12 protein-coding genes are annotated in these 12,373 nt (G+C 44.8%); 4 read left to right on the top strand and 8 right to left on the bottom strand.

What is annotated here, in order from left to right; all coding sequences use genetic code 11:
• Window positions 1–46: 46 nt before the first annotated feature.
• Complete coding sequence (locus ACHUFM_RS11355) at window positions 47–799, top strand: SPOR domain-containing protein (RefSeq protein ID WP_394182363.1); 753 nt, start codon at window positions 47–49, stop codon at window positions 797–799.
• 107 nt (window positions 800–906) lie between these two features.
• Here the strand turns inward: ACHUFM_RS11355 and ACHUFM_RS11350 are convergent, their stop codons facing one another.
• The 5 genes from ACHUFM_RS11350 to ACHUFM_RS11330 all read right to left on the bottom strand — a co-directional run bounded on the left by ACHUFM_RS11350 (window position 907) and on the right by ACHUFM_RS11330 (window position 7,108).
• Entirely contained in the window at window positions 907–2,283 is a 1,377-nt protein-coding gene (locus tag ACHUFM_RS11350) for a YdgA family protein (RefSeq protein WP_394182362.1), read from the bottom strand.
• 69 nt (window positions 2,284–2,352) lie between these two features.
• Entirely contained in the window at window positions 2,353–3,774 is a 1,422-nt protein-coding gene (locus tag ACHUFM_RS11345) for an SLC13 family permease (protein WP_394182361.1), read from the bottom strand.
• Between the two features lie 30 nt (window positions 3,775–3,804).
• Window positions 3,805–4,605 carry a M48 family metallopeptidase gene (locus ACHUFM_RS11340; RefSeq protein WP_394182360.1) on the bottom strand — a complete coding sequence of 267 codons (801 nt, stop codon included), beginning with the start codon at window positions 4,603–4,605 and terminating at the stop codon, window positions 3,805–3,807.
• 27 nt (window positions 4,606–4,632) lie between these two features.
• Complete coding sequence (gene hemG / locus ACHUFM_RS11335) at window positions 4,633–5,160, bottom strand: menaquinone-dependent protoporphyrinogen IX dehydrogenase (protein ID WP_394182359.1); 528 nt, start codon at window positions 5,158–5,160, stop codon at window positions 4,633–4,635.
• 76 nt (window positions 5,161–5,236) lie between these two features.
• The gene (locus tag ACHUFM_RS11330) at window positions 5,237–7,108 is read right to left on the bottom strand and encodes a cation:proton antiporter domain-containing protein (RefSeq protein ID WP_394182358.1); all 1,872 of its coding nucleotides are present in this window, start codon (window positions 7,106–7,108) and stop codon (window positions 5,237–5,239) included.
• A 355-nt stretch (window positions 7,109–7,463) separates the two neighbouring features.
• Between ACHUFM_RS11330 and ACHUFM_RS11325 the strand changes: the two genes are divergently transcribed.
• Window positions 7,464–7,769 (top strand): hypothetical protein, encoded by a 306-nt coding sequence (locus ACHUFM_RS11325; protein ID WP_394182357.1) that lies wholly within the window; start codon window positions 7,464–7,466, stop codon window positions 7,767–7,769.
• A gap of 114 nt (window positions 7,770–7,883) precedes the next feature.
• Here the strand turns inward: ACHUFM_RS11325 and ACHUFM_RS11320 are convergent, their stop codons facing one another.
• Complete coding sequence (locus ACHUFM_RS11320) at window positions 7,884–9,236, bottom strand: sigma-54 interaction domain-containing protein (RefSeq protein ID WP_394182356.1); 1,353 nt, start codon at window positions 9,234–9,236, stop codon at window positions 7,884–7,886.
• A gap of 232 nt (window positions 9,237–9,468) precedes the next feature.
• Between ACHUFM_RS11320 and ACHUFM_RS11315 the strand changes: the two genes are divergently transcribed.
• On the top strand, window positions 9,469–9,960 hold the full coding sequence (locus ACHUFM_RS11315; RefSeq protein WP_394182355.1) for a hypothetical protein: 492 nt from the start codon (window positions 9,469–9,471) through the stop codon (window positions 9,958–9,960).
• Window positions 9,961–10,000: 40 nt separating this feature from the next.
• Here ACHUFM_RS11315 and ACHUFM_RS11310 read toward each other — a convergent pair whose 3' ends face one another.
• Both ACHUFM_RS11310 and hisA read right to left on the bottom strand, forming a co-directional pair.
• Entirely contained in the window at window positions 10,001–10,732 is a 732-nt protein-coding gene (locus ACHUFM_RS11310; RefSeq protein ID WP_394182354.1) for a hypothetical protein, read from the bottom strand.
• Between the two features lie 146 nt (window positions 10,733–10,878).
• Window positions 10,879–11,640 (bottom strand): phosphoribosylformimino-5-aminoimidazole carboxamide ribotide isomerase, encoded by a 762-nt coding sequence (gene hisA / locus ACHUFM_RS11305; RefSeq protein WP_394182353.1) that lies wholly within the window; start codon window positions 11,638–11,640, stop codon window positions 10,879–10,881.
• Window positions 11,641–11,778: 138 nt separating this feature from the next.
• On the opposite strand from hisA, the gene arfB reads away from it, so the two are divergent.
• A complete protein-coding gene (arfB, locus tag ACHUFM_RS11300) occupies window positions 11,779–12,192 on the top strand; it encodes an alternative ribosome rescue aminoacyl-tRNA hydrolase ArfB (protein ID WP_394182352.1) in 414 nt (137 codons plus the stop codon).
• Window positions 12,193–12,373: the final 181 nt, after the last annotated feature.

The raw sequence follows: 12,373 nt of genomic DNA, 5'->3' as shown, positions 1-12,373 counted from the left end.
TGCTCAATTGTAAGCCTTATAATTCGTCTAGATGGAGAGAATGGCAATGGGAATAACGAAAAAGCTAATCGTAGTCCAAATGGGATTAGTATTGGCGGCTTGTTCATCAACTGGTGAAAAGAACACCTTCATGACCTATGAAGATTTACAAACGAAAGTCCGAACGCATGAAGCGCAGTGGCAAACCGCTCAAGTTAAGCTAGATAAGATTGATGCTCTGGAGGCCGAAGTGGCGGCCTTGAAGCAAGAAAAGTTAGCCCTAGAAGCCGCCAACGAAATGCCAGATGTTTCGGAATCCACTATGATCGATGTGGATGATAGTATGGCGGCAACCAACGTTGCTCCTTTAGTCGAAACTTCTCCAGAGACAATGGCATCCATGGAGGCTGATTCAACGTCAATGTCGTCAAAAACCATGCCAGCAGCGCCAATGGCTGCGACGATACAAGATGACACGAACATGGCTCAAGCCGCCCCTTTGGCGTCAACAGAGATGTCTCAGCCGTCAACACAAGCGACTAATACCACCATGTTGAATGATGGTTACGGTGTGCAGTTAGCGGCTTATTCAAATCGCAATGAAGCGGTACGTGGTTGGCAGGTGTTAATGAAAAACGATCCGACCGTTTATGATGGGTTAGTGCCTAAGATTAATCAAAAAGACGTCAAAGGTCGCACTATGTATCAGCTAAAAGTAGGGCCGTTTCTACAAAAATCCTTCAGTGTTGATTTTTGTATGATGCTGAAAGAGAAAGGTAAGGACTGCATGGTTACGCAATACAATGGCGAGGCGTTTTAATCGCTTCAGTCTCCCGATATTTGGGACAAAGGAAACTAAAAAGGCCGCTTCTTGAACAAGCGGCCTTTTTATGCGTTTTTTATCGTACTAAAGTAAATAATGGGGCTTTAGCGTGCTAATGGGAAAGGGAAGTCATAGATTTTTCCCTGACCATTGGCAATCTTGATTTCCGTCATTAACTGATCATTTTCACGCTTGATAAAACCTTGCTGAACGAAGTTATTTAGCAGCATCTGCACTTGCTGTTTGACCTGAGGTGAATCGACAGTTGTGCGCATCTGTTGTGCTAAGTAGCGTTCGCCTAAATGGGTGACCAAAGCATCATCGGCTTGTATATTACTATTTACAATCAGATTCCATAACCAGAAGTTTTGATCCAATAGTTGATCGAGACTAACCGATCCATTTATGTCTTTTAGGCGGCTGTTCAATGTCGCATGGAATGAACCTTCTGCTAAGCGACCACTGAATTCAGTCATGTTCAACTCAGGTTGGTGCGACAGCAATTCGTCTATGTTGTCCGTTATGAAAGTGAACAAAGCGATGGTAAGTTCGTCTGGGGAAACGTTGCCATCGGCTAATACCGCATCAGAAAAGGTTTTGTAATCCAAGAAAAACTGGTTACTTAAATTGGTCATTTCAACCACCAATGCCAATTCATCTGCGCTGAATTCATCTGAGCGAACGTTATCTACGGCATAACGAGAGACGATTTCACCTAATTGGGAGTCTGTGTCCAGTAGAGACGTTACTAGGAGTGAGGCACCGTTTACTTCAAGTTCTGTTGGGGTGTTTTGTGAGCCTAAAGAAAACTGATCAAAGCCAATACTAATGTCGCCATTGTAGAAACCACCTGAGGCTAAGACATCAGCACCATTTTGAATGTTTAATGCCAGTTGGGTATTAGCGAGCTGCATTTTGTCATCGTATTTGTCTAAATTAAGTTGTTCAATTTGACCTTGGTACGCAATACTATTTGACGTGAATGTGCCTTCGCCCTTGTAACCACTGAAGGTGAATTCTCCCTCGTTAATGTCGAAGGCTGGAATTTGGTCGACAGATTCAATGTTCCCCATCAAATCCATGATCACAGAAGCATCGAAAAAGGCTTGACCCTCTGGCCAGTTGAGCCTATCACGCAATGAATCACCTGCATAATATGCGTGGACATCAAACAAACCAACAACACCAGTATCCGACAAGAGGAGTGGGCCGAAGTGGGCATCCAGAACCAGATCGGCTTCTAGCTTTTGACCATATAAATTCGGGTCGATCATGCTTAAATCATAGCTTAGGTGTAACACGCTTTTAGATATGAACCAGCCTTCTTCCAGTGTGTCTAGACGGGCTCCATAGCCGGGCGCTGAGTTTAGGTTGGTCACCAGTTGTGACAGTTGTTCTTGGTATTTTGGTGCAATAAATTTGGGTGCGATGAGACAAGCTGCAAGCAAAACAAATACGAGCACAGCGAGGATTTTTTTCACTGAAAATTCCTTTTTATGGGGTTAAATGATGAGCGCAAATCATACCGTTTTGTCGATTTAAAAGAAAACTTAAATCATGTTAAGAAGTTGCCACCAGAGTAAGTTTAAAGGCAATAACAAAACGCAGGTAAACAAAAAACTCAATAGGCACACTTTGGAAACCGCTTTAATGGACAATTTGCCAAGGGCGATGGCGGTAATGAGTGGCGGTGCTTGATAGGGTAATAATACATTAGAGAAAGCCAACACTTGGCTCATTAGGACGGCTTGAGTAGACAGCCCGGTGATGTTGGCCAAATGCTCTGCCATTGGGGTCATGATAGCAGGTACACCTGTTAAGTTAGTGACCACGGCTACACAGGTGGAGATCAAGGTGAGTAAACTAAGATTAATGAAAGATGAATCCGCCGAGAAGGGCACCGCGCTGGTCAAAGTGCTGACCAAAATATCCCCTAAACCAGAGTAAGCTGTGATGGCACTTAACCCTATGACACCACCTGCGAAAAACAGTGTACCGTATTGGATGTCTTTATCGATGCATTGTTTACTGGTCAAGCCGGATTTGGGCCAGAGGCAAATAATGGCGGCGATTAAACCAATCCAACCTGGTGAAATATGGTGTAAAGTATCAGTGAACCAAAATGCAAAACAAACGCATAGCACCCAAAGTAGGCGCTTTTCGATTTTGCTCATGACGGTTTCTTCTATCTTACTGGTCAAGTTCTTCTCTGGATCCTGATCAGGGAATAACCAAAGAATGATGCCGACAATCATCACCAGTTTTCCCAAACCTAGCACGGGAAAGTGGAGGGTTAAATATTGCCAATAAGATACAGGGGCATCATAAAGCGCTTCTAACATACCGGCCAACAGCATGTTGGGCGCATTGGCTGGGAGAATGGCAAAGGCAGGAGAAAAGGTGCCAAAGGCTGCCGCTAACAGCATACCGGTGCGGCCATTTGAATTTTCTTGATAGCCAAAATGATCGGCTAAGGTGGCTACAATAGGAATGATTAATACCACTCGACCTACGCCGGAAGGAATCAGGAATGCCAGTGCCATAGCGAACAAAGCAATCTTGATAATGGTGCCTTGATAGCTGTTACCCAGAATACGGGTAAGTAAGAAAGTGGCGCGCTGGTTTAGGCCTGAGTGTTTAATGGCGGCACCAAAGACCATGCCACTGAATAATAACCAAAAAGTGGACGAATGGAAGCCCGCAAATACCACCTGGTTAGGGGCTAATTCCGTGGCGGTGGCGAAGGCAAATAACCCTAGTGCAGGTAAATAGGCAGGCACAATCGAAGTAGCCCAAAGCGCAATACAAGCAAATAGCAATCCTGCGGTGAGGCTTTGTGCTGACGTTAAATACAACTGACTAACGAAGGTTAAACAAACCGCACTAATAATGATCAAATATAAAGGCCAAGATTGACTGGCTGGCGACGCTTTGTTTGATCCTGAAACACTAGAAGTCATCTTATCCGACATAAATAAAGCCTTTTATTATCCGTTGTCTAATTATTCGCAGCGCGCAATGTTATTTTGCTCTTTCAGCTTGAGATAGGTTGCCAGTGGCGAAGTCATCTCGGCATTTAAGTCTCTAATACGGCTCTCATTGGAGGGGTGAGTTGATAAAAATTCTGGATTTTTACTGTCACCCAGTTTGCTCATGTTCTGCCAGAGCTTGACACTTTCTCTTGGATCAAACCCTGCCTTGGCCATTAAGTCCAAGCCAATTTCGTCGGCTTCCGTTTCATGAGTACGACTGAAGGGCAAAATAATACCAATTTGTGCGCCGATGCCTAGGCCTTGAAAAATGGCCTGCTTGGTTTTGCTGTCTTCACCACTTAACTCATAGGTCACTTTTAGCGCTTGGCTTGTCGCGAGTTGCGTTGAACCCCTTTCATTACCATGGCGTGCTAATACATGACCCACTTCGTGGCCCATTACCGCGGCGAGTTGAGAGGCGTTGTCGGCGATCTTTAATAAACCGGTATAGACGCCAATTTTGTAACCGGGAAGGGCAAAAGCATTGACTTGATCGTCTTCAAAGACTCTAACTTCCCAAGCTTGATTACGATACTTGTCTGGTAGCACATTGATAATGCGATCCGCGACACATTCAACTTGCTTAATATTGGCCTCATTTTCGGTCTGCGGTAGTTCAGCCTTCATTTCCTGAAAAGAGGCCACACCCATTTCATCCAGTTGTGAATCGGGTAATAAAATAAGTTGCTTTCTGCCTGTAGGCGATGTGCTGCAAGCCATTAAGCTGATCGAAATGAGGGCGATTAGACACAAATAGAAGCGTCTTAGCATTCTAAATACTCCCAAATACACTGTGATTTAAAGCTGACAAACGGCGTGGGCAAACTCATCGACTTTTTGCCAATCGGTAAATTCTTGATTGGTGGTTGGGTCGGTTGGCCCTTTGGTTACCCACATAATGAAGCGAATCATATTGCGATCAAGGAAACCATATTGCTGATAATGTAACTTACCGGCAAAAACCCCTTGTAAGCTAGGCTGCCAAGCCAATTGATCAAGTAGCTTAATGATGTATGGATTGGTATGAGGTTCACATTTTTCAGCCTTGCGAGCGACCAAGTTAACGGTAAAAAAAGCACTGGGTTTGCTTTCAATAACGGCTTTGTTATCAGCGATGAATTGCACCAAACTCGCTTGATGCTTACCGTAGCGGATGCTCGCGCCAATCACCAGTTTGTCACATTGAGACAGTTGTTCTGCATTGACCTGATCAAGAGGCAGTAGTTGAACCTGTTGTCCTGCTTGTTCCATAACTGTTTGCATGGTTTGGCTGATTTTCAGAGTGTGGCCGTCTGTTGTGGAGTAAAAAAATAAAATATTCGCCATAAATAGTCAGAAATCTGCCTCATCGAAAGGTAATTGTGCATTTGGGGTCTTGTTATAAACATTCCCACCAGTGCTGTCAAAGAGAGTCTTGCTTGTCTTCCGTCTTGATTTTTTCCATGGCGGCTTGTAACTGCGGGTTTTTTTCTTCCAGATATGCTCGCAAGCGTTTAATAAAAGCCTGGTTTTCATGGAAGGGCACACCAATTTTATGGGCATCCGCCACTTCCACCATGGACACTCTATCGTGTTGCACGAATACATCAATCATTTGCTCCGCGCTATCACGACGCATGCCAAGAGCTTCAAACGCTGAACGTCCCATACGTAAGCTACTGTCATAGGTTTCGCGAATAATATCACGACAACCATAGGACCAGAGATCGTATACATGGTTATTATCAAAAGCACGGGCAATGATGTGAATGTGCGGATAATGATGGTTGACGTGTTTCACAAGCTGAGTCACTTGTTCAGGATTATCAATGGCAATAATAAACACACTGGCCTCTTCAATCCCCGCGGCTTCCAATAAATCTGGACGAGTGGCATCACCAAAATAGTTTTTTACCCCAAATTTCTCCAATGCTTCCAAGCGTTTGGTACTGAAGTCAATCACCGTAGAATGGAAGCCCGCCAAGCGGAGGAGGTTGTCTAGGGTTGTACCGACACGCCCTGAACCGGCGATCAAAATGTTATTGTCGTCTGGCATCTCATCAAATGGTTTATCACTTTGGTCCGCTGCATAGTGTGGTGCAATGATTTTATCGTAGAGAATAAACAACAATGGTGTCAGCAGCATGGAAATGGCCACCACCAATAACAGTATATCGGCAATAGCGTCCGTAATCACACCGTTACTGACGGTGAAAGACAAGAGCACAAAGCCAAATTCACCTGCTTGGGCCAAGCCCAGTGCAAACAACCAACGATTAGAACCGCGAATATTAAATGCCCAACCGAGTAACCAAAGTACGCTCGCTTTAAGCAAAATTAAGCTGAACGTTAGACTAAGAATCAGTAACCATTTATCCGATAACAAGCCGAAATTGATACCAGCACCAACAGTCATAAAGAACAAGCCCAATAACAAGCCTTTAAAAGGGGCTATGTCACTTTCCAATTCATGGCGATAAGGTGAATTGGCCAGTACAACACCGGCTAGAAAGGTGCCCAATGCGGGAGACAAGCCGACTAAAGACATCAACAGTGTGGTACCCACGACAAACATCAAAGCCGTTGCTGTAAACAGCTCACGTAGCTGCGCGACAGCGATAAAACGAAAAATAGGGGTAACCAAGTAACTGCCCCCAATGATGATGGTAGCAATGGCAGCGATGATCACTAGCGGTATTTGCCATGAGGTTAAGCCTTCTAATAGGGCAGCGCCATGGCTTGCTGTTTCTGCTTCGCCTGCATTGGTCAGCTGTTGCAGTTCTGGCAAGGCTAGCAAGGGAATGAGCGCCAACATAGGGATGACCAGAATGTCTTGCGCCAACAGCACCACAAAAGAGGATTGACCACCATCGGACTTCATCAAGCCTTTTTCGGTCAGTGATTGAATGACAATGGCAGTAGACGATAAGGCCAATACCAACCCAATGGCTAAACTGGTTTGCCAAGGCTGATCCAACAGCATAGCCACCACCATGATAAAAACAGCACAGAACGCAACTTGCCCCCCACCTAAGCCAAACAGGCGAGCCTTCATCGACCACAACTTTTTTGGATGCAATTCCAAGCCGACCAAAAACAGCATCAGCACCACACCCAATTCAGCAAAGTGTTGCAGCGACACTATGTCCACATGAAACCAGGATAATAGCGGGCTGATCAAAATGCCTGCCAGCAAATAGCCCAGTACAGAGCCAAGACCTAAGCGTGCTGCAATGGGAACGGAAACCACACCGGCAACAAGAAAAATAAAAGTCAGTAACAAAGCGTCAGTCATGAGGGATCCTAATTTTTGAGCATCAAAGTCTGTTCGCCATCGTAACGGCCAGTAACACAGGACTTTGCCATATTTTTTGCGTCTTTACATTTATTCGACGGAAATTGTTACCGAGCCAATCAGTAAAAATAACCGATGGAAAGCAGTAAAAAAGACACTGAAAATCACATATAAAATAAAATTATCTATTAAAAACAATATCTTATAAGTTTTGTTGAAAGTTGGCACAGGCTTCGCAATATACAGATAACAGCGAATCGGTAAGACATCGATTGCGATGACAAGAGTTCGAATACATACAGCCGATTTGGCCTGAACGATCATTCTTGGACTAGAAACTAAAATGGAGAAGATTATGAGTATCAAACGTACACTTTTAAACACAGTATTGGTTTTGGTAACAGCGGGTACATTGGCCGCATGTGGTCAGGATGAAGAAAAGAACGCAGTAGAAGACTCTCTATCACAAGCAGGTGATGCAGTAGAGCAAACTATTGACGATGCAGGTGATGCGCTAAACAGTGCGGGTGAAAGCGTACAAGGTACTATGGACGAAGCCGGTGACAGTCTAGATAGCACTATGACGGATGCGGGCAACGCCGTGGAAGATACGTGTGAACAAGTTAAAGAGAAAATGGACAGCAAAGACACGGATTGCTAAGAGCATATGGAAAAAGGGCTCGTTTGAGCCCTTTTTTGTTTTGACTTGATCTCGTCAACCGCTTTGTTAAAGACTGCTTTGTTCAATAAGAGCGAAAACAGACACGATTAAGCGTTAGGTTTGAGGTAGCGAATCCGTACCGTATTTGTCTAGCTTGTTGTAGAGGGTTTTGACACTGATGCCAAGTTGCTGTGCCGTGTCGTTACGATTGCCCTGATTTTCGGCTAGGGTGTTTAAAATGGCCATTTTCTCAATGTCTTCCAGCGGTATACCCGCAGGAATCTGTTGTTGAGCGTCGTTAGTGTCAGTCAAGCCATCGGTCACTATGTGCTCGGCTAATATGGTTTGCTCCGCCAAGATAAAGGCTCGTTCAATGGTGTGTTTTAACTCACGTACGTTACCGGGCCAGTTGTATTCAGCGATTTTATTGATCGCTTGATCTGACAGGGTTTTATTTGTCTGATCTTGAGTGTTGCGATAGGCCAAAAAGTGTTGGGCAAGACCAACGGCATCACCTTGACGATTGCGTAGGGGAGGAACCTGAATGGGAAAGTGGGCAAGACGGAAGTATAAATCTTCGCGGAACTTTTCTTCCTCAATCGCGTCTTTGGGTGTTCGGTTCGTCGCAGCGACCACGCGAACATTGGCTTGTTTAAAGCTTTGCGAACCAACAGGACGATATTCGCCAGATTCCAAGACTCGCAATAGTTTGGCTTGATGCTCGTAGGGCATTTCGGTGACTTCGTCAAGAAAGAGCGTGCCGCCTTCAGCTTGTTCAAATACACCAATATGGTCTTTGTGCGCGCCAGTAAAAGCGCCTTTGACATGACCAAAGAGCTCACTGTCGATCAATTCGGGACTTAAAGCAGCGCAGTTTACAGCGATAAAAGGTGCGTCTGATCGTTGGCTAAATAAATGTAAGGTGTTGGCCACCAGCTCTTTACCCGTGCCGCTCTCACCAATCAAAAAGGTATTGGCATCACTGGCGGCGACTTTACGTAAAGTGCGATACAGCTGATGCATACAGGGTGATGAGCCAACCAGTAAACCGAATTGATCGAGATAACTGCTCTGTGGCGAAGGTGTTTGTGGTGCTGGATCTAATGACCAAAACAACTCGCTCAGATTGGCTTCGAGTTGCGAGAAGTTAAACGGAGCTCGGTAGTGAACACCAGCGCCTTGCCGCATTAACTGATCCATGATCATAGACGGTTCTCCTTGGCTAAGGAAAATACATTGCACCTTATCCAAGACAGGGTGTTGGCTCAATGCTTTAAGTTGCTCCTGCTGATCCGCATTGGCTTCAATGATCGCAAGATCACATTGGCTTTCGATCAGTTGAGCTAACCAGCTGTGTCCTTGTTGACTGATATTCAGTTCAAATTGCTGCAGGCTAGACAAAGCAAGTAACTCACTGGCCAGCTCTGGTTGTTGAATTTGTAAGAATAACTTCGGCGCTGTTTTCATGATTTCCTTTCGTGAGTTTTATGAACTTAGCCAAATGAGATCACAAGGCAAGGGTCTAAGCCTAGGTCATAGGTCATTACTTTGCGCTAACTCTCAGTTTATTCAAACTTGTTTGCACAAAGTTCACCCTTTATTGAAAACGATTTAACCAAAAAATCAAAATCCTGGCATCGGCATTGCGCTCAACAAAGAAAGACAGATTAAAGTCATTTAAATAACACGGGAGGAAAACATGTTGAGATTCTACCGACGTGGCAAACTCGCCATAGACATTCGCATTTTACAGGATATGGTGTCCATTTGTTATGACGGCATGGTGGCCAATTTGGACTTTGGCCGTAAGGCAACCAATACCCTAGATAAACAAGTCTTCCGTTGCTTAGGAAACGTTTTCCAGCAGTTTTGTGAAACCATCTGGGACATGCTTGAAAAGCATAAATCGCCGAATACCGCACACCACCAAGCGGCCAGTGCACTAAGTGGCTCTGTGGGGGATGCCTATTGGCAAAGCCAAAAAATGGCGCTTTCACAACAACCACAAAGGTTAATGCAAGTGAATCAATATGTGGTTCATCAATTGCAAACCTTGTTACAACAATTCAACACTAAGTCACTGATGAAAGTCTTGTCTAAGCAACTGTCACAGTTAAAAATGCAGTTAGACAATGCAGAACGACAGCGGCAGGCTGCTCAGCGAGAAAATATGTCGACAGCGGTGTCGTGATCTAACTGATCATGGCTTTATTGTTGATCATAGGAATCGCTTAGTTGTTGACCAGGCGATAATCCAATTTACCAATCAATGAGCCGCTTTGATCCTGAGTAGGGACTTGAAACTTAGCGCTGTTCTTGGCTCTTTGAGGCGACACCGTCATCACGACTTGGCCATTGATCAAAATTTGATATCGTTCAGAAAAAGTAATGGTTACGTCTTCTGAATTCGGGCTCTCAAACAAAAAATTGTCTTTTAAACGAATGACTCGGGATTCGCCGCGGACCCATTGACCAATGAGAGGTTGCGCCTTAAAACTGCCTACCGCTTCATTGACCGTGGTTTCAGATAAGAACAAACGTGCCAGATCGCCGCTGATCGGCATTTGTTGACGCTCACCTACGCGGGCATCCAATGCGGCCAATTCGGTATTGGTTTGGCTTATGTATGTGCGCAATTGTTGAATACTGGCTTGCAAGGCTTCACGAGATAATAGATCGGCCTCAATGATTCTCGGTGGCTTACTGGCGCTGCCAAGGCGATCGTTTAATGCGTGATAATGCTTTTCAGCACTTTGCTGATACTTGTTTAAATCTGCCAAGTCTTCCGCATAGCCAGTCGCTTTTGCTGGCTCTTCGATAACTACTTGTTGATTGGGGATCATCAAATCTGTTGCGGCGTCTTTAACTTGGTCAGTAGCGTCTGGTTGAGGAGAAAAAATGGGCATCGAGCAAGCGCTCAAAAAGAGCGTCACAAGTAACAGGCCACTACGAAATATTGACATCTAACCGTCCTGAGAATTAGGAAAAAATACAGACACCAAGTATGCGGTATGCGGCACTTGATGTCGAGATAAGCCAAGTCGACATCCCAGTCGAATTTGACTAAATAAAGTGTAAAGCTTGTCTGTGGTAAGGCTTGAGCAAGGTATTATGCTTGGGATTGATTCCACAGAATGCATTCGTCCAAGGTTACCCCTTTACCACCAAAAATATCCAAAGCACTGCCAATGGTTAAGTCCACTTGTCCTGCAGACAATTCATGAACACGTTTTAAATCCTGCAAAGCGCGCGCACCACCAGCATAGGTGACGGCCACAGGGCTGGCCTTTCCTAGTAGGCTGACTAAGTCTTCATCAATGCCTGCTTGCAAACCTTCTACATCGGCCGCGTGAATCAAAAATTCGTCACAATGATTGGCTAATTCCACCAAGTTATCATGATTAACTTGCGTTGAGGTAATGGTTTGCCAACGATCCGTGGCAATGAACCAACCGTCTGCAGTACGTCGGCAACTTAAATCTAATACTAAACGGTCTGTACCGGTTTCACGTTTGATTTTATCAAGGCGATCCCAAGAGAATTCGCCATTTTCAAATAAGTAAGACGTTACAATAACGTGAGAAGCGCCAGCGTTTAGATAACTAGCGGCATTGGTATCTTTCACGCCACCGCCATATTGCAAGCCGTTAGGGTAGGCACGTAAGGCGCTCATGGCCTCATCTTTATTGCCTTTGCCTAACGCAATCACATGACCCCCCGTTAAACCATGTTCACGGTACAAGCGAGCATAATGCTCCGCATCGTACTCACTGATGAAGTTCTCTGTAGCGCCTTCATCATTGAGGCTGCCGCCAACGATTTGTTTAACCTTACCTTGATGCAAGTCGATACAAGGGCGGAATTGAGTCACATGACACTCCTAAATTTAGCCAAAATAAAACACCCAGTATAGCGGATAAAAACGCGCGAAACGATGCCGTAAAGTCACAAATTACAAATACTGATATACTCTTTGCTATCAATTAAATAGACAAAGAATGAACCGACTATGTTGCAAATATCCCTCGCGGTTGCCATACCCGATGACGAAATCGAATTGACCGCCATTCGAGCACAAGGCGCTGGCGGACAAAACGTCAACAAGGTCTCTTCCGCCATTCATCTGCGCTTCAATGTCGCCAGCTCCTCTTTGCCGGAATTTCATAAAGAGCGCTTACTCGCATTGAAAGACTCACGTCTTACGAAAGACGGCGATATTGTGATCAAAGCTCAGCAGCATCGTACCCAAGAGCTGAATCGAGAAGACGCTTTAGCACGTCTCAAAGAACTCATTCTAGATGCCATCAAGGTACAAAAAGCCCGCCGTCCAACCAAACCGACTCGTTCTTCACAGAAGAAGCGTGTTGATAGCAAGAAGAAAAAAGGGCAGATCAAGAGTTTGCGAAAAAGTAATTGGGATTAGATTTTTTCTCTGTCGGCGAGTGTTTTTATTTCTTCTGGTTGGCTTGTTAGGCAGCATTTTTTTGCTATTTAATTCTGTATAAAGCTGAGCGGGTTACGTCTTCTTTTTTAACAAGGCGTAGCGCCACAAAGCTTTTTCATTTCAAGTAATGTCAGCAAGGGACTTATTTTCTTTCGTGCAA

The organism is Marinomonas posidonica, from assembly GCF_043643765.1.
In the GTDB taxonomy this organism is placed as follows: domain Bacteria; phylum Pseudomonadota; class Gammaproteobacteria; order Pseudomonadales; family Marinomonadaceae; genus Marinomonas; species Marinomonas posidonica_A.
This window is presented reverse-complemented; position numbering and strand designations above follow the sequence as displayed.

Bases quoted from the DNA above. Each gene is read 5' to 3' on its own strand.
- ACHUFM_RS11310 (WP_394182354.1), bottom strand. From the start codon at position 10,732: ATGTCAATATTTCGTAGTGGCCTGTTACTTGTGACGCTCTTTTTGAGC.
- hemG (WP_394182359.1), bottom strand. From the start codon at position 5,160: ATGGCGAATATTTTATTTTTTTACTCCACAACAGACGGCCACACTCTG.
- ACHUFM_RS11345 (WP_394182361.1), bottom strand. From the start codon at position 3,774: ATGTCGGATAAGATGACTTCTAGTGTTTCAGGATCAAACAAAGCGTCG.
- ACHUFM_RS11330 (WP_394182358.1), bottom strand. From the start codon at position 7,108: ATGACTGACGCTTTGTTACTGACTTTTATTTTTCTTGTTGCCGGTGTG.
- arfB (WP_394182352.1), top strand. From the start codon at position 11,779: ATGTTGCAAATATCCCTCGCGGTTGCCATACCCGATGACGAAATCGAA.
- ACHUFM_RS11340 (WP_394182360.1), bottom strand. From the start codon at position 4,605: ATGCTAAGACGCTTCTATTTGTGTCTAATCGCCCTCATTTCGATCAGC.
- ACHUFM_RS11325 (WP_394182357.1), top strand. From the start codon at position 7,464: ATGAGTATCAAACGTACACTTTTAAACACAGTATTGGTTTTGGTAACA.
- ACHUFM_RS11315 (WP_394182355.1), top strand. From the start codon at position 9,469: ATGTTGAGATTCTACCGACGTGGCAAACTCGCCATAGACATTCGCATT.
- ACHUFM_RS11355 (WP_394182363.1), top strand. From the start codon at position 47: ATGGGAATAACGAAAAAGCTAATCGTAGTCCAAATGGGATTAGTATTG.
- ACHUFM_RS11320 (WP_394182356.1), bottom strand. From the start codon at position 9,236: ATGAAAACAGCGCCGAAGTTATTCTTACAAATTCAACAACCAGAGCTG.